We start from the raw sequence: 23,678 nt of genomic DNA, 5'->3' as shown, positions 1-23,678 counted from the left end.
GGAAAATTGTTTCGGTTCCGTTTCAGTCTCGATACCTTCCTTTCGGACCGCTAGCGTCAAGCGTAGCGTTTCGAGATGACCCTTTCGAGCGCGCGGATGCCTTGCGCCTCGCCGCCGACGAGACCGTACGGACGATCGGACGGATTCCAGGCGAAGATGTCAAAATGCGCCCAAGCGGCGGCCCTCTCAACGAAGCGCTTCAGGAATAGCGCCGCAGTGATCGAGCCGGCGAAACCGTCTGACGTGACATTGTTGATGTCGGCGATCTTCGACGACAACTTTGCGTCATAGGGTTTCCACAGCGGCATGCGCCACAGAGGATCCTCGACTGCGACAGAGGCCGCCGTCAGGTCGGACGCCAGCGCTTCATCGCCGGTGTAGAAAGGCGGCAGATCGGGACCGAGCGCAACGCGAGCAGCCCCCGTCAAGGTCGCCATGTCGATCAGCAGCTGCGGCTCGTCGTCGTCTGCCAGTGCCAAGGCGTCCGCCAGCACCAGCCGTCCCTCGGCGTCGGTGTTGCCGATCTCGACGGTGATGCCCTTGCGGCTCACCAGCACGTCGCCGGGCCGGAAGGCGTTGCCGGCGATCGAATTCTCGACCGCCGGGATCAGCACACGCAGCCGGACCTTCAGCCCGGCGGCCATGATCATCGAAGCGAGGCCCAATACGTTGGCCGCGCCACCCATGTCCTTCTTCATCAGGAGCATGCCCGAGGACGGCTTGATGTCGAGGCCACCGGTGTCGAAGCAGACGCCCTTGCCGACCAGCGTCACCTTCGGGGCGTTCTTCGGTCCCCAAATCATGTCGATCAGCCGCGGCGCACCGACGGAAGCGCGGCCGACGGCATGGATCATCGGAAAGTTGTTCTTGAGCAGATCGTCGCCCTTGGTCGCCGACACTTCGGCCTTGTACGTCCTGGCCAGCGTTCGCACCGCTTTCTCCAGTTCGTCAGGTCCCATGTCGCTGGTCGGCGTGTTGACCAGATCGCGCGTCAGGAAGACACCATCGGCAGTTCGTCGAACACGCGCCGCATCGGCGCCGGACGGCAGCGAAAAACGCAGCGCCTTGCCGGGTTTTTTGCCGTAGCGGGTGAAGACATAGCCGCCGAGCGCCAGTGCGACGGCCACCAATTCCGGTTCGGCGGGTGCCGAGGCGAAATGCCAGTCGCCTTCGGGCAAGGCTCTCGCCAGCGCACCGATGGCAAGCGCGCCTTCGCCATCGCCCGTGCCGAACAGGGCGCCGGCAAGCGCGCCGTTTTCGTCGGGTAGGATCAGCGTCCTGCCGGCCTCACCGGAAAAGCCGTTGGCCTTGGCCCAGGCGAGCGAGGACGAGGCAAGGCCCGCTGCATCCAGTCTATCCTTCGCCACCAGGTGAACCGGCAGCGTGGTCTTCAGTTTTCCCTCGATGAGTTCGACTGGCATTCGATGGCCTCCGGGTTCCGAGTCGGCGCTTTTTTAACTGTCCGTTAGGGTTAACAGAATATTTCTGCGGGAGGGAAGATGGCCATGCAATGGCCACGTACACGAATGGAGGCCCTGGTGCAGATGCCGACCAACCGCATGACGAACGCCACGGGGAAGCGGCTGATCACCACGGCGCTCATAATAGCGCTCGCTGCAAGCGTTGCAGGCTGCGGGACCAGCAAGTTGATAACCGGCTCGATCGGACGTACCAGCGGCAAACCCTTGGAAACCATGTCGGCCGGCGAGTTGCACAAGGCGACGATCGCGCTCGGTCAGTCCTACGCCAAGAACCCCAACGACAAGCGGATCGCGACGAATTATGCCGCGGCGCTGCAAATGGACGGCGACGCCGACCAATCGCTCGCCGTGATGCGCAAACTGGCGATCGCCCTGCCGAAGGACCGCGACGTGCTCGCCGCCTATGGTAAGGCACTGGCCGCCAATGGGCAGTTCGAGCCGGCGCTCGATGCGGTGCGCCGCGCGCAGACACCGGAATATCCCGACTGGAAGCTGGTGTCGGCGGAAGCCGCGATTCTCGACCAGCTTGGCCAGAGAGACGAGGCGCGCCAGAATTACCGCAAGGCGCTTGACCTCAAGCCGAACGAACCTTCGATCCTTTCAAATCTCGGCATGTCCTATGTGCTGGAAGGTGATCTGCGCACGGCCGAAACCTATATGCGCTCGGCCGCCCAGCAGCCGAACGCCGACAGCCGCGTCCGCCAGAACCTGGCGTTGGTCGTCGGCCTGCAGGGCCGCTTCGACGAGGCCGAGAAGATCGCCTCGCAGGAGCTCTCGCCCGACCAGGCGCAGGCGAACGTGGCTTACCTTCGCCAGATGCTCGCCCAGCAGAACGCCTGGAGCCAGCTCAAGGACCAGGACAAGGCAAAGCCTGCCACCAACTAACTACGCCGGCCTTGCTTCGAACCGGCCAGTTCCCTCAATTCATCACATGCCGGAAATACAAAGCCGCGTTGCATCAGCATCGCGGCTTTCGCATGTATTGTCGCCTTGGCTATTGGCTGCTCGATGTCGGCTGGTCGCCGAAGATGCCGCGCTGGCTCACCTGGATGCCGGCGGGGCCCAGGATGATGGCGAACAGCACCGGCAGGAAGAACAGAATCATTGGCACGGTGAGCTTCGGCGGCAAGGCCGCGGCCTTCTTCTCGGCAGCGTTCATGCGCATGTCGCGGCTTTCGCCGGCAAGCACGCGCAGCGCGTGCGCCACCGGCGTGCCGTAGCGCTCGGCCTGCACCAGCGCCTGCGACACCGACTTAACCGATTCCAGGCCGGTGCGGCTTGCAAGGTTTTCGTAAGCCTGCTTGCGTTCCTGCAAGTAGGAAAGCTCGGCATTGGTCAGGATGAACTCTTCGGCAAGTGCCACCGATTGCGTGCCGATCTCGTCCGCGACCTTGCGAAACGCCGCCTCCACCGACATGCCGGATTCGACGCAGATCAGCATCAGATCGAGCGCGTCCGGCCACGCCATCTGGATCGATTGCTTGCGCTTGGTGGCGCGGTTGTTGACATAGAGCACCGGCGCGTAAAAACCGGCATAAGCGACGACGATACACACGAACAATTTGATGAGAGGCGGCTGCTCCGGCAAACCCCCGAGCACGAACAGATACATCGCTGCCAGGGCAAAGCCGACAAAGGGCAGGACCAGACGGAAGAAAAGGAAACGCGTCAGCGGATTCTGCCCGCGAAAGCCAGCCACCTTGAGTTTCTGCAAGGTGCCTTCATCGGCCAAGGCGCGCCTCAGGTCCAGCCGATCGACAATATTGCGCATGCCTATCGACTGTTCCTCGCGCAGGCCCTTGCGGCGGCGATCGGCCTCGACGGCAAGCCGCGCACGCTGCTTGGCGCGCAATTCGTCGCGCTCCAGCGCCACGGATTTCATGCGCGCCTTGAGCTGGTTTCCGCCAAAAGCAGGCAGCAGCGTGAAGACGGTCGCAAATACCGCGATGCCGACCAGCAAGGCAATCAGGAACGCTGGGTCGGTAAGGGTCTTGACGACGTTCTCAGTCATACGCTCGAAATCCTAAACTTCGAAGTTCATCATCTTGCGCATCACCAGGATGCCGATCGACATCCAGGCCGCCGAGCAGCCGAGGATCAGATTGCCGACGCTGGTGGTGAACAGAGGCATGATGTAGTTCGGGCTTGTCAGGTAGACGAGAAAGGCGACAACGAACGGCAACGCGCCGATGATCACGGCGGACGCCTTCGCTTCCATGGACAGCGCCTGGACCTTGGCCTTCATTTTCTTGCGGTCGCGAAGCACGCGCGAAAGATTGCCCAGCGCCTCGGAAAGATTGCCGCCGGCCTGGGACTGGATCTGGATGACGATGCCGAAGAAGCTCGCTTCCGTGCACGGCATCGTTTCGGCCATACGCATGCTGGCGTCGGGGATCGACAGCCCCATCTGCTGCGAATCGACGATGCGGCGGAACTCGGTCTTGACCGGTTCAGGGGCTTCGTTGGCGATCAGGCGGACGGCGTCGTTCAGCGGCAGGCCGGATTTGACTGCACGCACGATGATGTCGAGCGCGTTCGGAAATTCGTTGAGGAACGCCTTCACCCGGCGGGCGCGGCAAAACGAGACGAACCAGCGTGGCAGGCCGAGGACGCCGACCAGCAGCGCACCGGGCAAGACATAAAGCGGCGCGCCGGTAAAATAGGCAAGAAACGTCAGGACGACGCCGCAAACCGCCGAGTAGAGATAGAAGCGCTCAAGCGACATCTTCATGCCCGCCTGGCGAATCTGGGCCTTCAGTGGCGGCTTTTTGACGACACTCTGGTTGGTTTTTTGCTTCTGTTCGAGGTCCTTCAGTGAATCCTGAACCGATTTGCGCCGCTTGGTTGCTTCCGCCGTACGGTCGCGCGCGGCTTTGACGACTGCATGATCAGTCTCGGCGGTCTTGATCGTTTCAAGCCGCCTGCCGACTTGCTTCTCGGTGCTGATCTGCTTGAACAGAAAAGCATAGGCCACCGCGCCGGCGCTGAAGCCGGCGAGCACGATGAATGCCAATACGGTGCCGTCAATCCCGAACATCGACCTTGGCCCCTACGCCTCCAAATGCATCAGTCAGCGCGTTTCTCCATCGCCTCGAGCGCGTTGGCGAGGCGCTGTTCCTCGCCATAGTAGCGGGCGCGGTCCCAGAAATGCGGGCGCCCAATACCTGTCGACACGTGCTCACCCAGCAGCCTGCCATTCACGTCCTCGCCCTTTATGTTGTAGAGGACGATGTCCTGCGTGATGATGACGTCGCCTTCCATTCCGATCACCTCGGTGATGTGGGTGATGCGCCGCGATCCGTCGCGCAGGCGTGCGGCCTGGATGATCACGTCCACGGAACCGACGACGATTTCACGGACGGTTTTCTGCGGCAGCGTAAAGCCGCCCATCGCGATCATCGATTCGATACGGTTCAGGCATTCGCGCGGGCTGTTCGAGTGGATCGTGCCCATCGAGCCGTCGTGACCGGTGTTCATCGCCTGCAGAAGATCGAACACCTCCGGTCCGCGCACTTCGCCGACGATGATGCGCTCGGGCCGCATGCGCAGGCAGTTCTTGACCAGGTCGCGCATGGTCACCTCGCCCTCACCCTCCAGGTTGGGCGGGCGGGTTTCCAGACGTACGACATGCGGCTGCTGCAGTTGCAGCTCGGCCGAGTCCTCGCAGGTGATGACGCGCTCCTCGCGGTCGATATAATTGGTCAGGCAGTTGAGCAGCGTGGTCTTGCCGGAACCGGTACCGCCCGAAATGACGATGTTGCAGCGGACGCGTCCAATGATCTTGAGAATTTCGGCGCCGTGCGGCGAAATGGCGCCGAACTTGACCAGCTGGTCGAGTGTCAGCTTGTCCTTCTTGAACTTGCGGATGGTGAGCGCGGTGCCGTCGATGGCGAGCGGCGGCGCGATGACGTTGACGCGGGAGCCATCGGGAAGGCGTGCGTCGCAGATCGGGCTCGATTCATCGACGCGGCGGCCAACCTGGCTGACGATGCGCTGACAGATGTTGAGGAGCTGCTGGTTGTCGCGGAAACGGATGCCGGTCTGCTCGACCTTGCCGTTGACCTCGATGTAGACGTTCTTGGAACCGTTGACCATGATGTCGGCGATCTCGTCGCGGGCGAGCAATGGTTCCAGCGGCCCGTAACCCAGCACGTCATTGCAGATGTCCTCGAGCAGTTCTTCCTGCTCGGCGATCGACATCGCGAAATTCTTGATCGCGATGATGTCGTTGACGATGTCGCGGATTTCCTCGCGTGCGCTTTCGGGATCGAGCTTGGCGAGTTGCGACAGGTCGATCGTATCAATGAGCGCGGAAAAGACCTGGCTCTTGGTATCGTAGTAGGTTTCGCTCTTTTGGCGCTGGACCTTTTTCGGCTCCGGCGCCAATGGCGGCGCCTCGACCGCACGGCGCACGGGCGGCGCAGCAGACGCGCCAAGCGACGGCGGCGGTGCGGGCTTGGCAAGAACCGACGTTTCTGCAGGGTTTGCCGCCGGCGCGGCAGGCGCAGGTCCCGGCTGACGGAATTCCGGGGTGAACCGGCTGCCGTCGTCGCTGCCTCTTTTACCAAACATGATCGACTACCAATCCCGCTCCGAAAGCATCACTTCTTGCTGCGCGAGAGCTTGCCAAGGAGATTGCCGAGGCCCGCTTTCTTTCTTGCCTTGATTTCGCTGCGCCCGGTCAGCACATGCGCAATCTCGTTGATCGTGCCGACAACCGGGTTCTTGGCATCCATTTCGCCGAGCATGCGCCCGTTGTTGGCGGCGTTTCCGAACAGCAGCGGCTCGAAGGGAATAACCGACATCGGCGACAGGCCGAGCGAGTCGGCGAAGTCGGATGACGCAATCTCCGGACGCTTTGGCACGCCGGCCTGATTGATGATCAGCTTCGGCGGTGGATCGTTCGGGCGAAGCCGCTTGAACATGTCGACCAGATTCTTGGTGTTGCGCAGATTGGCCAGTTCCGGCGTCGCCGTGATCACAATCTCGTCGGCCTTGACCAGTATGCTCTTGGTCCAGCCTGTCCAGACGTGCGGAACATCGAGCACCAGAAGCGGCACGCTGCGCTGCGCCGTGTCGATAAGCTGCGTGAAAGCGTCGGGATCGAAATCGTAGACCCGCTCGAGCGTTGAAGGCGCTGCAAGCAGCGACAGATGCTGGGCGCACTGGGCAAGCAGCCGATCGAGATAGACCTCGTCGATGCGCTCCGGTGAGAAAACGGCTTCGGCAATGCCTTGCGCCGGATCCTGATCGAAATTGATGTTGGCCGTTCCGAAAGCCAGGTCCAGATCGGCGACAACCACTTCGGACTTGAACAGCGACGACATCGCCCAAGCCACATTGTGGGCAATGGTCGAGGAGCCGACGCCACCCTTGGCGCCGATGAAGGCGATCGAGCGGCCGATCGGCTCGGCTTCCGGATCAACGAAAATCGACGATATCACGCTGACGATATCGGCCATCGACACCGGCGCGATGACATATTCGGAAATGCCGGAGCGGATGAGCTCGCGATAAAGCCCGACATCATTGTAGTGGCCGATGACCACGACCTTCGAGGCCGGATCGCAATATTCGGAGAGCTGCGTGAGCTGCTCCAGCAATTGCGTCGGCTCGCTGCGCGATTCCAGCAGGATCAGGTTCGGCGTCGGCGCCGATTGATAGAATTCGATGGCGGTGGCGACGCCGCCCATATGAACCTTCAGATGGGCCTTCGCCATGCGACGATCCTCGCCGGCGCGCTCGACCGGATTGGCAACGCCCTCGGTCTCGCAAAATGCCTGAATCGAGATGCGCGGAATCGGCCGCAACGCCTGCATGGCGGCGACATCCTGCTGCGAGGTTTCGCCGCCATCTACCGCCGTGTCGTAGGCTAGATTGCTCATGTCCGCGTGCTCCAACCTGCGATCGATCAGTAGTCGACTTCTGTTGCCGGGATCGGCGAATAGAACGGGGCGTTTTGATAGCCATCAATGACGACGTCACGCCTTTCGGCATCGATGGGTGTCTGTTTACGCGGCCCGAGCAGATCGGTCGGATTGGCCATCTGGGCGGCAAGATTGTTCTGATACGAACAGCCGAAATCGGCATAGTGCTTGTTTTCCGAGGTCTGCAGCAGGTCTTCGGGCCAGCGCCCGCATCTGTCGGTCTGCGCCTTCACCGAGACATAGGCGACGCGGATCGGCGCGGACGCTTCGGCCGAAACCGACTGGTAGGTGGTGATGACGATCCGGTTCCGGCTGATGCCGCTGGCAATCGCAAGTCTGGCGAAATCGCGACCGGCCGCGGTCGCGGCGATCTCGTTGGCCGAACCGCTCGGGATCGAGATCGTCAGGGTCGGAGCGGCGCTCTTGTCATAGCCATCCAGGAAGCCCAGAAGCGTGTCGCGCTGTGACCCGGTCATGCCGCGATCGCCGGCGCCGACCGGAAGGTCGATCTTCAGGTTCTTCTCGGCAATGACGATCGGATGGTTGGTGCGATAGTCGTCCGGAACAGCGCCGACCGTGATGCTGTCCCGGTTGGCGCAGCCCGCCAGCAATGCCGCGACCGCAACCGCCAGGATCGGAATGGCCGGCCGGCAGATCCGCGAACGGCCGGACCGCACCGCTACGGTGACCGTCCTGGGCTTCAACGCTGACTGAGACATGTCCGCTTCCCCGCTTACTTGTAGATGAAGCCGACAACGCCGTGATAACGGCCGTTGGGCTTGTCGGTCTGCATGGTGCCGTAGACGCGATTGACACGGCCTAGGAACATGCCGGCGCCATCGCTGGCGGCGTTGAAATTGTCGTCCGGCTTGGCAAGAGCGTTGCGCGTCACCGGTTTCACCAAATAAGGCGTGATGATGATGACCAGCTCGGTCTCGTTGCGGACGAAGTCCCGGCTGCGGAACAGCGTGCCAAGCACTGGGATCTTGGTCAGCCCGGGCAGCCCGGCGACCGCCTGCCTGATGTCGTCCCGAACCAGGCCGGCGATCATCATCGAACCGCCGGAAGGCAGTTCAACGGTGGTGTCTGCCAGTCGCTTTCGGATCGACAGCAAAGTGGTGCCGGGCAAGTCACCGGCCGCTTCGAGCACTGTGGCGCCTTCCGTCGTAGGCTCCGAAACCGACGTCCTCACCTTAAGGCTGATGCGGCCCGCCGAGAGCACGACAGGCTGGAATTCGAGGCCAATTCCATATTCGAGCTTTTCATTGCTGTAAGTAACCTGGCCCGTTATGTTGTCTTCTGAAACGTTGCTCGTCCGGCTTGTGATGAGATTGAATTCGCCGCCGACTTTGAATGTCGCTTTTTCGCCCGAAACCGCGGTCAGCGTCGGCTCGGCGAGTGTCTTCATGACGCCGCTCTGCTCCATGGCATTGATATACGCCTGAAGTCCGTTTCCGAGCGCGTCACCCAACTGTAAGTTGGAGTACTGCGAAATCGGCTTGCCCAGGCCATAAGCAGGAGAACTCATCGCGCCGAAGGAGAAGCCGTTGCTGCTGCCGTTGCCGATCAGGTTAACGCTGAGCTGCTTCATCACCGAGCGGCTGACTTCGGCCACCGTCACCTTGAGCGTCACCTGGTCGTCGCCGATGATCTGCAAGAGGTTGACGATCTGGCTGACGCGACGCTCGGAATCCGGATTGTCGATGTCGACACCGGATTCGGCCGAGCCGCCGGAGGCGGTCTGCGAATATTGTCCGGTGGTCGCTTCACCGCCGGACACGAAGATGGTGGCCAGATCGACCGCGCGCTTGGCATCCAGAGGAGTGTCCACGGTTCCGGTCAGGACGACGTTGTCGTTCAGCAATTCGACAGTGATGGCCGATGATGGGATGAAGCGTCTGATATAGTCTTCCAGCCCGGCAACGTCGCGTTCGACTGCCAGATCGAGGCTGACGATCTGTTCGCCATTGGGGCCGAACACGAAGATGTTGGTGTCGCCCACCGCCTTTCCGAACAGATAGATGCGCCTGGCGGTGCGGGTCACCGCATCGGCGACCGCCGGGTTGGCGACGAGAATATCATAGGCATCGCTCGGCAGGTCGATGACCACCGATTTGTTGAGACCGAGCTTGACGCGCTGGGTGGCGGTCGAAGCCGACACCTCGGCGTTCCTGCTTGCCGCATTCGCCTCGAGGAGGCCATGTGCATTCGATCCAAGCAGGAACAGGCCGATTGCCGCAGCCAGTGTGACCGGCAGTCTAGCGTTTAGCCTCATTGCCTTGCCCCCACTTCGGAAACTTCGCCTGACTTGATCAATCGCACCGTTCCGCGCCGCCCATTGCCGGAAACGAGATAGTCGGCCTCGTCCAGATTCTTCTCCTGGGTGTCGCTGATCGACCGCAGCGCCAATGTCAGGCGATCCGCCATCTGCTGGGCGACGGTGATGATTTCCGCCTGCTGCGATGTCAGCTCCAGCGTCGCGGTCTGGCCGACCCTGGTCCTCTTGCCTTCCTCGTCCTCCTGGATGGTCTGGTCGATTGCCAGGACGCGAATGTTCTTGAGGATGGTCTCGGTCGTAAAGCCGCTGCCGCCGCCCGCGGCATCGGCTCTGCGGGTCATGATGACGTCGACGAAATCGTTGGGAAGAATGAAGCCGCCGGCCGAAGTGTCGGCCGATACGGCTGTGGCGACGGCCCGCATGCCGGAGGGCAGGATCGACGACATGAAGCTTTGTCCCTCGCCGATCAGCTTGGAGCGCCGCAACGGCTCACCGGCATACATCGCAACACGGGCGACGCCGCCTTTCAGCTTCTCAAGCGCTTCGGGCTCTGCGGCGCGGGTGATGAAATTCGCGTTGATGCCGTCGGCCGGCCAGGACTGCCAGCTGATGTTGTTCTCGAGCGGGCTGCCCATCGGAACATCGCCGGACAGGACAAGCACGTCCTGCAGTGCGATTGCCGGCGCCTTGGGGCCGGAATCGACGATTTGAGGCGGCGGAGCCGTGGCCATGTTTTTTGCGACATATCCTGCGCCACCTGCCGCGGCCACCGCCACGCCCAGAATAATCAGTCGGGATGCTGGCATCTGTCCGAACCTTGTCTTGGCAAATCCACGTAGCCAAGCCGGACCTTGCATCGGCAATCGTCAAAACAAGGTTAATTTAATACTTACGATCGTGATTAATTTAAGGTTTACATAAATTTGAGGCATCCGGTCCGGCCCGCAAAAAGGCGGCCGAGCCGCCTGCTCAAACGCCAAATCGAAGAAGGGAAGGCTGGCCTGACGAGGGAAGGATGGTGGCGAGAATTAAGCCGCCAGCCTTGCCAGCGCCCACGCCATCAACGGCGAGTTCGGAAAGGTGAGCAGCCCGCCAATGCCAAGCGCGATGCCATAGGGAACGCCTGATGTCTCGTCGGCGAAGTGGCGTAGAAACGGATTGTGGCTTGTGACGGCCGCAAGCGGCGATTTCCGATAGACGAGGATGGCGAGCGTCAGCAGGCCACCGATGAATGTCGAGGTTACGAGATATTCGACGAGATGGATGTTCAGTCCCATCCAGATGGCGGTGGCGGCCAGCAGCTTGGCGTCGCCGCCTCCCATGCCGCCGAGCGCGAACAGAGCGAAGGTTACGGCGAGAACCAGGCCGCCGGCGGCGAAATGCCAGCCATAGGTTGCCCAGTCCATGCCCGTCAGCGGCGCGACCAGGGCGAAGACGGCCACAAGCAGCACCGGCACGCGATTGGCGATCGTCATCGACAGCATGTCGGAGATCGCGGCAAAGAGCATGCAGAACGGAAAGACGACGAAGATCAGGGCTTCAAGCATCGGCGCGGGCCTATGGTCAACTATGCCTAGCCCAGCTTAGACATGTTCGATTAACGATTGATGAGGTTGCGAGCTGAAAAACTGCCGGTACGACGAAACAGGGCCGCCAGTGAGGCGGCCCTGTTCTGGAAAACGACCGGACTTCGTGATCTGTTACGAATTGTTGATCGAAGTGGCGATCCCGTTGAACTTCGCGTTCAGCGCGTCGCCCAGCGAGCCGGCGCCGACCATGATGGCGAGCGCGATGAGAGCGGCGATCAGACCGTATTCGATAGCGGTCGCGCCGGATTCGTCCTTCACAAAACGTGCAATGAGATTAGACATTCGAGAGCTCCTACTCCAGGTGTTACAGCAATTCCGTCAACTTCTCTTGGCGGCTGATCGGATGCTGCCAATCTATGGAGAAGCTCTTTCGATCGGCTTAATAAACAGCCTTACCGATTCCTTTCCGGCTTCGATGACATGGCGTGGTTAACCGTAAACTAAGTGACGCCTAATGGACCCGACCGGCACGTCAAAGGGCGCGAAAGCCGCAATTCACCGATTGGGAAAGGGGCGATCCGCTTCAGGCGATCACGATGCCAATCCCGACATCATCACGCCTCCCCATCCGCTTAACCGTTGGTTCACCAATCTCGTTCATGTTCCGTTGAGCAGTTTGCCGCCGTGGAGCACTTCAATGACCGGGCCGAGATCGTCCTTTCCGATTGTCGCGCTTCTTGCCGCCACGGCCTTTGTCGTGCCGGCCAAGGCTGGTGCCGGCATCGAGGTCACGATGAACCAGGCGAAGATCGTCAAACTGTCGCGCGCCGCCGATACGATCGTCGTCGGCAACCCGGCGATCGCCGACGCCGCCGTGCAGGATGCTTCGACGATCGTGCTGACGGGCAAGGGCTTCGGCGTCACCAACCTCGTTGTCCTAGATCAAGAGGGCCGTCCGATCGTCGACGAGCAGATCACCGTGGTGCGACAGGACGCGTCGTCGGTGCGCATCTATCGGCGTGCCGAAATACAGACCATGTCCTGCACGCCGTATTGCGAGAGCTCGTATAAAAGCGATGCGGAGAAGGCCTCGGAAGCCGAGATGAGCGCCGGCCGGTAGCGACCTGACCGTCTCGTCTCGCTGAATGCCGCTTCGGTTATCGGCCCGTTAAAACCTTTCCCTCGAATTTAACGATCATCCAAACCGCACCTCAATGGGTTTGCGCTAATGCTCCCTCCGACACCCCTTCAGGATCGGCAGGCCCGGGACATGAGCAAAGCAGGACCAGCAGGCTTTTCAGCGCGCTTCCTTGGCGACCGGCGCGGCAGCACGGCTTTGGAATTCGCGATGCTTGCGGTGCCGTTTGCGCTCCTCGTCTTTGCCATACTGGAGAGCTGCATTTCATTTGCCGGGCAAGAGGTGATGGCCAATATCGCCGACGATGTCGCGCGCCAGCTACGGACGGGCCAGATAAGGCAGGCCAATGTAACGGAGGCCACGCTGAAGACCATGATCTGCAGCCGGCTGGAAATCATGGTCGCCAAGGACTGCCCCGGATTGCTGGTGGATCTGCGCGAATATCCGACCTTCGCCGATGCGGCCTCCGCACGCTTCAAGATCCAAGACGGTGAGATCGTGCTGACGCAAGGCACGAGTGCGAAGACCTTCTCGGTGGCCCCGGGCTTGGCTGAATCGATAAACATGCTGCGGGTTTTTTACAAATGGCCCGTCATGACCGATTTCATGGCCAAGTCGATGGCCAATCTGAAAGACGGCAACACGCTGCATTTCGCATCGGTGACCTGGCAGAACGAGCCGTTCGACAACTGAAAACGCACCGTCGCGTGGGTGAAAAAGGACGATGGCATGGGGCGTGCTGAGACACATCAGGGGATCGCTGGAATCTGCACGAAAGCCATCCGGTTCTGCTGCGATCGCCGCGGTGTCGCGGCGGTTGAGTTTGCCTTCATCGTGCCCGTCCTGCTGATCATGTACTTCATGACCATGGAAGCCTCGCAAGCCATCGAAACCAGCAAGAAGGTCAGTCGCATCGGCAGCGTGGTGGCGGATCTCGTTACCCAGCAGCAGACCATCACGGCAGCCGATCTCGATGCGATCATGCAGATCGGCAACTCCACCCTTCAGCCGTACAACCGATCGACCCCGGAAATCATCATCACCGCAATCCAGGTCACGGACGAAGCGACGCCGAAGGTGGTGGTCGTTTGGTCACGCAAGATGGTCGCTGGCGCCTTCAGCGCCGCCGCCGCCAAGAACTCCATCACCACGGTTGCACCGACACTCGAGATCAAGGGCACCTTTCTCATTCGCGTCGACAGCAATCTCGCATACCAGCCGATCATCACCTGGTCGGCCGACAGTGAGAAGCGGCTTGGATTGAGTTCGGCTTTCGACTCGATATCGATGGGCGAAACCTATTATCTCAGACCCCGCAGAAGCCCAACGATTCCCTGCAGCCACTGCTGAAACGACCGCGCCCGATTCCGATCGCCTGCTATCGGCCGTTACCTGACGCCAGGCGCACGATGGCTGCAGCCATCGTGGCTCTGCTGGGTGCGGCCTGGTCGAACCCACTACGCGCCGAAGGGCGGGGATGACATCGGCACGGTTCGTGGCCACATTCTCAACTATCGCGCCAAGCCGTCTGCTTCCGAATTGCCAATGGCGGCGCGGCCCCCTATGTCTGGGCGGACAGACAAACGATAATAATGAACCCCTGCAATGGCGCGCGCCTTTCTTTTTGTTCTCGATTCCTTCGGCATCGGCGGCGCGGCTGACGCCGGGCGCTATGGCGACGCCGGTTCCAACACGTTCGGACACATCGCCAGAGCCTGCGCGGAGGGCCGGGCGGATCGCGAGGGGCTGCGCAAAGGCCCGCTTTTGGTACCCAACATGCTCTCGCTCGGCCTGGGTCACGCGGCGAAAACAGCGACGGGATTCAGCATCGACATCGGCAGCAAGGTCCAGCTCGCCTCCGCCTTCCATGGCGCGGCGCAGGAGATTTCGAGCGGCAAGGACACGCCATCGGGCCATTGGGAAATCGCTGCCTTGCCGGTCCGCTTCGACTGGGGCTATTTCCCGGACACGGTTCCCGCCTTTCCAGCCGATCTGACCGAAGCGATCATCCGCGAAGGAGAGGTGCCGGGCATTCTCGGCAATTGCCATGCCCCGGGCACCGAGATCATCGAGCGTTTCGGCGAGGAGCATATCCGCACCGGCAGGCCGATCTGCTACACTTCGGTCGACTCCGTCCTGCAGATCGCCGCGCATGAAGTTCACTTCGGCCTGGAACGGCTCTACGAATTCTGCAAGGTGGTGCGCAGGCTGGTCGATCCGCTGAACATCGGACGGGTGATCGCGCGGCCTTTCATTGGGGAAACCGCCGCCAGCTTTGAACGGACGCACAACCGCCGGGACTATTCGGTGCCGCCGCCCGAACCGACCCTGCTCGACCGGCTGACGGCGCGCGGCAGCCGGGTCATCGCGGTCGGCAAGATCGGCGACATCTTCGCCCATCGCGGCATATCGGAAGTACGCAAGGCCGCCGGCAACATGGCGATGTTCGACAAGGCGCTCGGCGCGATGGATGACGCGGGCGACGGCGATCTCGTCTTCGCCAATTTCGTCGATTTCGACACAGAGTTCGGCCATCGGCGCGACGTTGCCGGCTATGCCGCCGCGCTCGAGGCCTTCGACCGGCGGCTGACGGAGGCGCTTGCACGGCTGAGGCACGGCGACCTTCTCATCCTCACGGCCGACCATGGCAACGATCCGACCTGGCAGGGCACCGATCATACACGCGAACGCATTCCGGTGATCGGCACGGGACCAGGTTTTGGCGGCGACATTGGGCTCAGAACGACGTTCGCCGACATCGGTGAAACCGTCGCCGAGCATCTTGGGCTGGCACGCGGCCGTCACGGCACCTCCTTCTATACAGCGATAGGCGGCCATGCCTGAGTTGCCTGAGGTCGAAACGGTGCGGCGGGGCCTGCAGCCGGTTCTGGAAGGCGCCCGCATCGCCCGCGTCGAGGCACGCCGGCCCGACCTGCGCTTTCCGTTTCCCGAAAAATTCTTGGAGAGGCTGACCGGCAAGACGATTACGGCGCTCGGCCGCCGGGCCAAATACCTGACGATGCATCTCGAAGGCGGTCCGGTGCTGATCTGCCATCTCGGCATGTCGGGTTCGTTCCGCATTGAAACGTCCGATGACGGCGAAATGCCCGATAGCAGCAAAATGTTGGGCGCGTTTTATCTCGAGCGCTCGAAAAGTGCGGTGCACGACCATGTCGTCTTCCATATTCTCTCTCCCGAAGGCGCCCGGTCCCGCGTGACCTTCAACGATCCGCGCCGTTTCGGCTTCATGCTGTTTTCCGAAGGGGCGCCCGACACGCATCCGATGCTGGCGGGACTGGGCGTCGAGCCGACAGGCAATGCTTTGGACGGCGAGCTGCTCGCCTCGCTGCTGAAAGGCCGGAAGTCGCCGCTGAAGGCAGCACTTCTCGATCAGCGGTTGATCGCCGGGCTCGGCAATATCTATGTGTCGGAGGCCCTGTGGCGCGCCGGTCTGTCGCCGTTGCGCGAGGCAGGCACCATCGCAAAGCCTGGAAAGAGGGCCAAACAGCAGCGCGACGCCCTTGCCGAAGCAATCCGCGCGGTGATTGCCGATGCGATCGCCGCCGGCGGATCGTCGCTGCGCGACTATGTGCAGACCGACGGGTCTTTGGGCTATTTCCAGCATTCGTTCGCGGTCTATGATCGCGAGGGCGAACCCTGCTCCAAGCACGGCTGCGGCGGCCACATAGAGCGCATCGTGCAAAGCGGGCGTTCCACCTTCTACTGCCGGACTTGTCAGTTGTGAGCTAGGTGCCGGGTGTGACCTAGATGCCGAGCTGGACGCCAGATGTAAGCCAGATGACCGAGTGAGGAGATACAGTCATGGCCCATGAAACGATTATCGTCGAAATCCGCGGCAAGGTCGGGCTGATCACGCTGAACCGGCCGAAGGCGCTCAATGCGCTGAACTCTCAGGTCCTGACGGAAGTGGTCGCGGCCGTGAACGGCTTTTGCGCGAATGCCGACATCGGCGCGATGGTCATCACTGGCTCCGAAAAAGCCTTCGCGGCAGGTGCGGACATCAAGGAAATGCAGGCGATCTCCTTTGTCGACGCCTATGTGCAGGATTTCTTTGTCGGCTGGGAAGAGTTCACCCGGGCGCGCAAGCCTGTTATCGCGGCGGTGGCCGGCTATGCGCTTGGCGGCGGCTGCGAACTGGCGATGATGTGCGATTTCATCATCGCCGCCGACAACGCCAAATTCGGCCAACCCGAGATCACGCTCGGCGTCATGCCGGGCATGGGCGGATCACAGCGCCTCACCCGCTTCGTCGGCAAATCGAAGGCGATGGACATGTGCCTGACCGGACGGATGATGGATGCGGCGGAAGCCGAGCGTTGCGGCCTGGTGTCACGTGTCGTGCCCGCCGTCGAGCTGCTCGAGGAGGCGTTGAAGGCGGCAGCCAAGATAGCCGATTTTTCGCTGCCGTCGGTGATGATGGCGAAAGAGGCCGTCAACCGCGCCTATGAAACGACACTGGCCGAAGGGCTGCGGTTCGAGCGCCGGCTGTTTCACTCGTTGTTTGCCCTCGATGACCAGAAGGAAGGCATGGCGGCCTTTGCCGAGAAGCGGAAGCCAAATTTCACGAACCGATAGATCGTGACGACAGCGGCCAGAAGCGAGCGACAGCAGCGGCCAAAAAGAAGGCGAAGCAGCGTTGACGCGCCGGAAAAGCTGAACTATAAGCCGCATCAACCGAGGCGGCCCTGTGGCTGCCCGTTTGTTTTTGCGCCCTGCGACATCCCGCATGCGCCCACCAGATCAGAAGAGAGGCATCATGGCCAATACCTCCTCGGCCAAAAAGGCAACGCGCAAGATCGCCCGTCGCACGGCGATTAACAAGAACCGCCGCTCGCGCGTGCGGACCTACATCCGCCAGGTCGAAGAGGCGCTCGCCTCGGGCGACAAGGCTGCCGCGCAGGCTGCTTTCAAGGTGGCGGAACCGGAATTGATGCGCGCCGCGACCAAGGGCGTGGTGCACAAGAATACGGCATCGCGCAAGGTGTCACGCCTAGCCCAGCGACTCAAGGTGCTGTCGGCCTAATATACCTTTACTGATCTTGCCTTCTTCAAGCCCGGCCGCTCGTGCCGGGTTTTTCGTTTGCCGGCAAGTACTTAAAAAGAAATCTCCCAAACAGACACTCCGCACGATTTCAATGTTCGAAATGCTTTGCCGGCATATACATGCCTGCTGATAGGCGCAGCCGCTGAAAGCGTTCACGGCAAAAATATCAGCTGTCAAAAATAAGCTTTATTTTTCAATAAGTTATTGACGGTCATCCACAGCTTGTTCACATCTGGCGCGAGGGACGGGGAACATTTGCCTGTCAAGAAAATTATTTCAGAAAATTTCGCGCGAGGCGGCCTTTTTCATATTCGCCGGAAAAGGGTTTGAATCACAATGGCTTTGTCAAAACATGCCAGTGCAACGCAGGCTCCGAACCCCTCTGCGCTAACCACATTCCTTAAAAATCCGTTAGTCGTGGCCTTGCCCTATCCACAGCGATTTCGTTAATGTCGGTCTATCGAGAGGGACGGGCCGTTGGCCCTTAACCCAGCCTGAATCGGCCAGCAAAAATGGCAGAATTCGTGACCTGGATCATTTCCGCGTACGGGCTTGGTTTGTCTTTTCGATACGGTAGGGGATTGGCGTAATTGTACATGGCAGATCAATAACGCGCCGGCGTTTTCGCCGGACGGAATTGTATTGCCCTGACATGACCAAAGCGGGCTGGCTCTGATGAGGCGGCGCCGGTTCCCTGACAATGAGGCGACATCATCTGCCGGCGGCGGCGATGGTGTCGCAGCAAGGACACGGTCGCCGGAAACATGGATGCAGGAGGCGCATTCCCGGCGGAAAAAGGTACAAAAGGACAAGGAACTCGATCATGCAGAGCGGCATCGAAAGGGAGCTTACGGGCGACCTCCCATTCCCTGGAACCTTAACCGAAGGGGACGATATGTCGGCTTCCATCGACGCGGAACAAAAGTTCGACCGGGTCAAGGCCCAGTTGAAGGCGCGTCTGGGAACCGAAGTCTATTCGAGCTGGTTCGGACGCATGAAGGTCGCCGAGGCGTCCCGGGGCATTGTCCGCATCTCGGTTCCCACCGCCTTCCTGCGCTCGTGGATCAACGGCCACTATCTCGACCTTATCGCCGAGCTGTGGAAACACGAGGATCCTGAAATCCTCAAGATCGAGATCGTGGTGCGCACCGCTACCCGCCCGGGGCGCAACGGCGTCGAGCCCGAAGTGGCCCCGGCGCGCAAGATGACCAGGCAAGCGCAAACGGCGCTGGCCGCGGGAACAGCAAGCCCCGGCAGGTTGGAGCGGGTACCGGCACCTCGCCCGGGAACGCCTGCAGAGACCGAGTTCCGGCACAATGTGCTCGGTTCGCCGCTAGACCCGCGCTACACGTTCGGCTCCTTCATCGAGGGACCGTCAAACCGGGTGGCCTTCGCCGCCGCCAAAGCGGTGGCGGAATCGCAGTCGAGCGCGGTGCGCTTCAATCCGCTGTTTCTTCACGCGACGGTGGGACTGGGCAAGACTCACCTGCTGCAGGCGATCGCGGCGGAATCGCTGAAGCAGAATCCGAAGTCGCGTGTAGTCTATCTCACCGCCGAATATTTCATGTGGCGGTTTGCCACCGCGATCCGCGACAACAACGCACTGACGCTGAAGGAACAGCTGCGCGACATCGATCTTCTCATCATCGACGACATGCAGTTCCTGCAAGGCAAGTCGATCCAGCATGAATTCTGCCATCTGATCAACATGCTGCTCGACAGCGCCAAGCAGGTGGTGGTCGCAGCCGACCGGCCGCCGTCGGAACTGGAATCGCTGGAGCCTCGCGTCCGCTCGCGCCTCAACGGCGGCGTCGCGCTCGAAATGTCGGCGCCGGATTTCGCCATGCGGATCGGCATGCTCAAGCTGCGCCTTGCCACCGCCAAGGCCGATGATGCGTCGCTCGACATCTCGGAGGAGATCCTCAACCATGTCGCTCGCACGGTGACCGGCAGCGGGCGCGAACTCGAAGGTGCGTTCAACCAACTCCTGTTCCGCCAGTCGTTTGAACCGCAGATCACAATCGACCGCATCGACGAGATCCTCGGCCACATCTATCGTTCGGGCGAGCCGAAGCGGGTGCGCATCGAGGACATCCAGCGCATCGTCGCGCGCCACTACAATGTGTCGAAGACCGAACTTCTGTCTAACCGTCGCACGCGCACGATCGTCAAGCCGCGGCAGGTCGCAATGTACCTGTCGAAAGTGATGACACCGCGCTCCTTGCCGGAGATCGGACGGCGTTTCGGTGGCCGCGATCACACGACGGTGCTGCATGCCGTGCGCAAGATCGAGGATCTTTCAGGCGTCGACAACACGCTGGCGCAGGAGCTCGAATTGCTGAGAAGACTCATCAACGATCAGGCCTGACCGGCCCGAAAAACAAAAGCGCGTCGCATTTGGATGGCTGCGACGCGCTTGAAATCTTTGTTTTTTATGCATGTCGTTGCCCCACAACCGCTGCGCACTTTTGGGCGACAAGCATTGGCTTGCGGACTTCGCCAGTTTTATCCCCAGAAAGCCCGCGTAACCGGCCCGAACCGGTAGCACGGGCTTGCGCTTACGGGTTTTTTCCTGTCAGTTTGTGCAGATTCTGAGCCTGTTCAGAGCTTTCGCGGGTTGCCGCTTGCCGGAGACCCGCTCATTCATTCAAGCGAGCCTGTTTCGTCATGCGTGTTATCCTGGAACGGTCAAATCTCCTGAAGTCGCTCAACCACGTTCATCGCGTGGTCGAGCGGCGCAACACCATACCGATCCTTTCGAACGTGCTGCTGAGCGCCGAAGGCGCCACCCTCGAAATGAAGGCTACCGACCTCGATCTGGAGGTGACCGAAGCCACGCCCGCCAAGGTTGAGCGCGGCGGGGCGACGACGGTTCCGGCGCATCTGCTCTACGACATCGTGCGCAAGCTCGCCGACGGCGCGGAGGTCATGCTGAAGACCGACGAGGACGGCAACGCCATGACGGTGACCTCGGGCCGCTCAAGCTTCCGTCTCCAGTGCCTGCCGCAATCCGATTTCCCGGAGCTTTCGGCCGGATCGTTCTCGCATATCTTCCGGCTCGATTCGGTCGCGCTCAAGGGCCTGATCGAGAAGACCCAATTCGCCATCTCCACCGAAGAGACGCGCTACTACCTGAACGGCATCTATCTGCACACGCATGACGCCGACGGCAAGCTGAAGCTGCGCTCGGTAGCGACCGACGGCCATCGGCTGGCGCGCGCCGAGATCGACGCGCCGGCAGGATCCGAAGGCATGCCGGGCATCATCATTCCGCGCAAGACGGTCAGCGAGCTGCAAAAGCTTGTCGATGACCCGGACGTCGCCGTGACCACCGAATTGTCCGACACCAAGATCCGTTTCACCATCGGCAGTGTCGTTTTGACCTCGAAGCTGATCGACGGCACCTTCCCGGACTATCAGCGGGTCATCCCCACCGGCAACGACAAGAAGCTGATCATCGACCGCCAGAGTTTCGCCGCCGCCGTCGACCGCGTCTCGACCATTTCGTCCGAACGCGGCCGGGCGGTGAAGCTTTCGATTGGAGAAGGCCAGGTTACGCTTGCGGTCAACAATCCGGATTCGGGCAGCGCCACCGAGGAACTGGCCGCGGACTATTCGTCCGACGCGATCGAAATCGGCTTCAACGCCAAATATCTGCTCGACGTCGCCGCCCAGTTGACCGGCACTGAGGCAAAATTCATGCTGGCGGACGCCGGTTCGCCAACGCTGATCCACGATATGGCCGACGAAACCACACTCTACGTGCTGATGCCGATGCGGGTATAGGCCGGAACGAGGCCATCTTGCTGTCATGACCGGAGTTGCGAAGCAGCCTGAGCACGATCAGCAGACTCGTATAAGTAAGCTGTCACTTACGAATTTCCGCAATTACGCAACGCTGTCGATCGGCCTCGACCCCGGCGCCGTGGTTTTTTCCGGCGACAATGGCGCCGGCAAAACCAACCTGCTGGAAGCGATTTCCCTGCTGACACCGGGTCGCGGTCTGCGCCGTGCACCTTATGCCGACGTGGCGCGTGAAGGCGGCGACGGCGGCTTTGCCATCCATGCCCGGCTCGATGGGCCGGACGGACCGGTCGAGATCGGCACCGGCGTTGCAGGCGGCGATGCCGCCGGCGAGAGCGGCCGGCGGGTGCGGATCAATGGCGCGGCAGCGCGCTCGGCGGAGGACATGCTGGAATGGCTGCGCGTCGTCTGGCTGACACCGGCGATGGATGCATTGTTCACCGGGCCGGCCGCTGACCGCCGGCGCTTTCTCGACCGGCAGGTGCTGGCGATCGATCCCGGCCACGGCCAGCGCGCGCTCGACTACGAAAAAGCGATGCGCGGCCGCAATCGGCTGCTCGCCGAAGGCTCGCGTGACGGCGCCTGGTTCGATGCGATCGAGACGCAAATGGCCGAAACCGGTGTGGCGATTGCCGCGGCGCGTGCCGAACTGGTGCGCCTGCTCGCCGCCATGATCGACAGGCTGCCAAGCGCCGGTCCGTTTCCGCAAGCCGACATCGGCCTGTCGGGTACGTTGGAAAGCGAAGTCGGCACCACCGCGGCTGTCGATGTCGAGGAGCGGTTCCGCCAAGCGCTTGCCGAAGGCCGCGATCGCGACCGCGCCGCCGGGCGCACGCTCGACGGCCCGCACCGTTCGGACCTCGTGGTGCGGCACCGGCCCAAGGCGATGCCGGCCGAACTCTGTTCGACCGGCGAGCAGAAGGCGCTGCTGGTCGGCATGGTCTTGTCGCATGCCCGGCTCACCGGCGAGATGTCGGGCATGACTCCGATCCTGCTGCTCGACGAAATCGCTGCCCATCTCGACAGCGGCCGGCGCGCCGCGCTGTTCTCGATCCTGGAAGAGCTGAATTGCCAGACTTTCATGACCGGGACCGATGCGGCGCTGTTTTCCAGTCTCAAGGGACGCGCGCAGTTCCTGACCGTCGATCACGGCACGGTCGGGCCAACCATTTGACTTCCTTGATATCGTTATCCCAAAAGTGCTGCGTACCCCGATGGCCGAGCCCGAGGGCAGGCTTTTTGGCACCATGCATTGGCGCCTGACAAGGTTTTTCTCCCGCTAAAGCGCGTCGCGTTCGACCGGCCTCATGCGACGCGCTTTAGGTTGTTGTTTTATGCATGTCGTCATCGCAAAACCGCTGCACACTTTTGCGCGACATGCATATATGGTCGGGCGATGATCACCACCGCGCTCACTAACGAAGAACTCGAACGCTACGCCCGCCACATCGTGCTGCCCGAGATCGGCGGCGCCGGCCAGCAGCGACTGAAGCGGGCTCGAGTCCTGGTCATCGGCGCCGGCGGCCTGGGAGCGCCGGTGCTTGAATATCTTGCCGCAGCCGGCGTCGGCACACTCGGCATCGTCGACGACGACAGCGTCTCGCTGTCGAACCTGCAAAGACAGGTGATCCACGGCACCGACGCTGTCGGCATGGCGAAAACCGACAGTGCCAAAGCGGCCATCGCCCGCATCAACCCCAACGTCGCCGTGGAACTGCACAATCTCAGGCTGACGGCGGACAACGCCCCTGCCCTCGTCGCCCGTTATGACATCATCGTCGACGGCTCCGACAATTTCGAAACACGTTATGCAGCGGCCGACGCCTGCGCTGCGGAAAAGCGGCCGCTGGTACATGCCGCCGTCGGCCGCTTCGACGGCTCGGTGACCGTGCTGAAACCGTTCGAGACCGGCGCGGACGGCAGGCCGAATCCAAGCTATCGCGATCTTTTTCCGGAACCGCCGCCACCCGGCCTGGTGCCATCCTGCGCTGTGGCCGGCGTACTTGGCGTGCTGACCGGTGTCGTCGGCACGCTGCAGGCTATGGAGGCGATCAAGCTGATCGCCGGCATTGGCGAGCCGCTGGTCGGCCGGCTGCTGCTTTACGATGCGTTGACAGCGCGCTTCGACACGATCCGCTACAAGAGAAACTAGACCTTGGGCAGCCTGGTTTCCGTCGAGCAGCTTCCGGCCGATTTCGACCGCTGGGACGAGGTGCTGGCGCTGATCATGCGCGCCTTCGCCGCCATGGACGGTGTCATCGCTCCGCCATCCTCGGCGCATCGGCTCACGGTCGAAAATCTCCGGGACAAGGCCCGGCAAGAGACGGGCTTTGCGGCGCTGAAGGACGGCAGGACCGTCGGCTGCGTTTTTGTTCTGGAGCGGGCCAACGATTTCTAAAGCGCGTCGCGTTTGACCGGCCTCATGCGACGCGCTTTAGTTTGTTGTTTTATGCATG

At 61.5% G+C, this 23,678-nt stretch carries 23 protein-coding genes; 13 read left to right on the top strand and 10 right to left on the bottom strand.

Features of this window, described 5'->3' with window-relative positions; all coding sequences use genetic code 11:
- Positions 1–56: 56 nt before the first annotated feature.
- Complete coding sequence (locus AC0L3L_RS00990) at positions 57–1,421, bottom strand: leucyl aminopeptidase family protein (RefSeq protein WP_473636216.1); 1,365 nt, start codon at positions 1,419–1,421, stop codon at positions 57–59.
- 123 nt (positions 1,422–1,544) lie between these two features.
- Between AC0L3L_RS00990 and AC0L3L_RS00985 the strand changes: the two genes are divergently transcribed.
- Positions 1,545–2,366, top strand: a complete 822-nt coding sequence (locus AC0L3L_RS00985) for a tetratricopeptide repeat protein (protein WP_123147396.1) — start codon at positions 1,545–1,547, stop codon at positions 2,364–2,366.
- A gap of 109 nt (positions 2,367–2,475) precedes the next feature.
- Here the strand turns inward: AC0L3L_RS00985 and AC0L3L_RS00980 are convergent, their stop codons facing one another.
- The 9 genes from AC0L3L_RS00980 to AC0L3L_RS00940 all read right to left on the bottom strand — a co-directional run bounded on the left by AC0L3L_RS00980 (position 2,476) and on the right by AC0L3L_RS00940 (position 11,557).
- Positions 2,476–3,492, bottom strand: coding sequence for a type II secretion system F family protein (locus AC0L3L_RS00980; RefSeq protein ID WP_123146545.1), 1,017 nt, complete (start codon positions 3,490–3,492; stop codon positions 2,476–2,478).
- Between the two features lie 12 nt (positions 3,493–3,504).
- The gene (locus AC0L3L_RS00975; protein WP_473483795.1) at positions 3,505–4,518 is read right to left on the bottom strand and encodes a type II secretion system F family protein; all 1,014 of its coding nucleotides are present in this window, start codon (positions 4,516–4,518) and stop codon (positions 3,505–3,507) included.
- Between the two features lie 29 nt (positions 4,519–4,547).
- Positions 4,548–6,053 (bottom strand): CpaF family protein, encoded by a 1,506-nt coding sequence (locus AC0L3L_RS00970; RefSeq protein WP_473636215.1) that lies wholly within the window; start codon positions 6,051–6,053, stop codon positions 4,548–4,550.
- Positions 6,054–6,082: 29 nt separating this feature from the next.
- Positions 6,083–7,366, bottom strand: coding sequence for a CpaE/TadZ family protein (locus tag AC0L3L_RS00965; protein ID WP_473483797.1), 1,284 nt, complete (start codon positions 7,364–7,366; stop codon positions 6,083–6,085).
- A 26-nt stretch (positions 7,367–7,392) separates the two neighbouring features.
- Positions 7,393–8,127, bottom strand: coding sequence for a CpaD family pilus assembly protein (locus AC0L3L_RS00960; RefSeq protein WP_473483799.1), 735 nt, complete (start codon positions 8,125–8,127; stop codon positions 7,393–7,395).
- Between the two features lie 14 nt (positions 8,128–8,141).
- Entirely contained in the window at positions 8,142–9,683 is a 1,542-nt protein-coding gene (locus AC0L3L_RS00955; protein ID WP_473636214.1) for a type II and III secretion system protein family protein, read from the bottom strand.
- Positions 9,680–10,492 carry a Flp pilus assembly protein CpaB gene (cpaB, locus tag AC0L3L_RS00950; RefSeq protein ID WP_473636213.1) on the bottom strand — a complete coding sequence of 271 codons (813 nt, stop codon included), beginning with the start codon at positions 10,490–10,492 and terminating at the stop codon, positions 9,680–9,682. The genes AC0L3L_RS00955 and cpaB overlap by 4 nt, the downstream gene beginning before the upstream one ends.
- 222 nt (positions 10,493–10,714) lie before the next feature.
- A complete protein-coding gene (locus AC0L3L_RS00945; protein WP_473636212.1) occupies positions 10,715–11,233 on the bottom strand; it encodes an A24 family peptidase in 519 nt (172 codons plus the stop codon).
- Between the two features lie 153 nt (positions 11,234–11,386).
- Positions 11,387–11,557, bottom strand: coding sequence for a Flp family type IVb pilin (locus AC0L3L_RS00940; protein ID WP_473526068.1), 171 nt, complete (start codon positions 11,555–11,557; stop codon positions 11,387–11,389).
- A gap of 355 nt (positions 11,558–11,912) precedes the next feature.
- Here AC0L3L_RS00940 and AC0L3L_RS00935 point away from each other — a divergent pair, with 355 nt between their 5' ends.
- The 12 genes from AC0L3L_RS00935 to AC0L3L_RS00880 all read left to right on the top strand — a co-directional run bounded on the left by AC0L3L_RS00935 (position 11,913) and on the right by AC0L3L_RS00880 (position 23,620).
- Complete coding sequence (locus AC0L3L_RS00935; RefSeq protein WP_192358289.1) at positions 11,913–12,335, top strand: pilus assembly protein N-terminal domain-containing protein; 423 nt, start codon at positions 11,913–11,915, stop codon at positions 12,333–12,335.
- A gap of 150 nt (positions 12,336–12,485) precedes the next feature.
- Positions 12,486–13,046, top strand: coding sequence for a TadE/TadG family type IV pilus assembly protein (locus AC0L3L_RS00930; RefSeq protein WP_473483809.1), 561 nt, complete (start codon positions 12,486–12,488; stop codon positions 13,044–13,046).
- A gap of 36 nt (positions 13,047–13,082) precedes the next feature.
- The gene (locus tag AC0L3L_RS00925) at positions 13,083–13,703 is read left to right on the top strand and encodes a TadE/TadG family type IV pilus assembly protein (protein ID WP_473636211.1); all 621 of its coding nucleotides are present in this window, start codon (positions 13,083–13,085) and stop codon (positions 13,701–13,703) included.
- 255 nt (positions 13,704–13,958) lie between these two features.
- On the top strand, positions 13,959–15,197 hold the full coding sequence (locus tag AC0L3L_RS00920; RefSeq protein WP_473636210.1) for a phosphopentomutase: 1,239 nt from the start codon (positions 13,959–13,961) through the stop codon (positions 15,195–15,197).
- Positions 15,190–16,098 carry a bifunctional DNA-formamidopyrimidine glycosylase/DNA-(apurinic or apyrimidinic site) lyase gene (mutM, locus tag AC0L3L_RS00915; RefSeq protein ID WP_473636209.1) on the top strand — a complete coding sequence of 303 codons (909 nt, stop codon included), beginning with the start codon at positions 15,190–15,192 and terminating at the stop codon, positions 16,096–16,098. The genes AC0L3L_RS00920 and mutM overlap by 8 nt, the downstream gene beginning before the upstream one ends.
- A 77-nt stretch (positions 16,099–16,175) precedes the next feature.
- Positions 16,176–16,949, top strand: a complete 774-nt coding sequence (locus AC0L3L_RS00910; protein WP_123146531.1) for an enoyl-CoA hydratase — start codon at positions 16,176–16,178, stop codon at positions 16,947–16,949.
- 181 nt (positions 16,950–17,130) lie between these two features.
- Positions 17,131–17,397 carry a 30S ribosomal protein S20 gene (gene rpsT, locus AC0L3L_RS00905; RefSeq protein ID WP_029356919.1) on the top strand — a complete coding sequence of 89 codons (267 nt, stop codon included), beginning with the start codon at positions 17,131–17,133 and terminating at the stop codon, positions 17,395–17,397.
- 844 nt (positions 17,398–18,241) lie between these two features.
- Complete coding sequence (gene dnaA / locus AC0L3L_RS00900) at positions 18,242–19,786, top strand: chromosomal replication initiator protein DnaA (protein ID WP_095493587.1); 1,545 nt, start codon at positions 18,242–18,244, stop codon at positions 19,784–19,786.
- A 299-nt stretch (positions 19,787–20,085) separates the two neighbouring features.
- The gene (gene dnaN, locus AC0L3L_RS00895; RefSeq protein WP_123146529.1) at positions 20,086–21,204 is read left to right on the top strand and encodes a DNA polymerase III subunit beta; all 1,119 of its coding nucleotides are present in this window, start codon (positions 20,086–20,088) and stop codon (positions 21,202–21,204) included.
- 25 nt (positions 21,205–21,229) lie between these two features.
- Positions 21,230–22,396 carry a DNA replication/repair protein RecF gene (gene recF, locus AC0L3L_RS00890; protein ID WP_473636208.1) on the top strand — a complete coding sequence of 389 codons (1,167 nt, stop codon included), beginning with the start codon at positions 21,230–21,232 and terminating at the stop codon, positions 22,394–22,396.
- Positions 22,397–22,618: 222 nt separating this feature from the next.
- A complete protein-coding gene (locus AC0L3L_RS00885; RefSeq protein WP_473636207.1) occupies positions 22,619–23,374 on the top strand; it encodes a molybdopterin-synthase adenylyltransferase MoeB in 756 nt (251 codons plus the stop codon).
- 3 nt (positions 23,375–23,377) lie between these two features.
- Positions 23,378–23,620 carry a hypothetical protein gene (locus AC0L3L_RS00880; protein WP_473545209.1) on the top strand — a complete coding sequence of 81 codons (243 nt, stop codon included), beginning with the start codon at positions 23,378–23,380 and terminating at the stop codon, positions 23,618–23,620.
- Positions 23,621–23,678: the final 58 nt, after the last annotated feature.

The organism is Mesorhizobium sp. WSM4849 (genome assembly GCF_055811385.1).
Note: the sequence above shows the minus strand (reverse complement) of the source record. Positions and strands in the feature narration are given on the sequence as shown.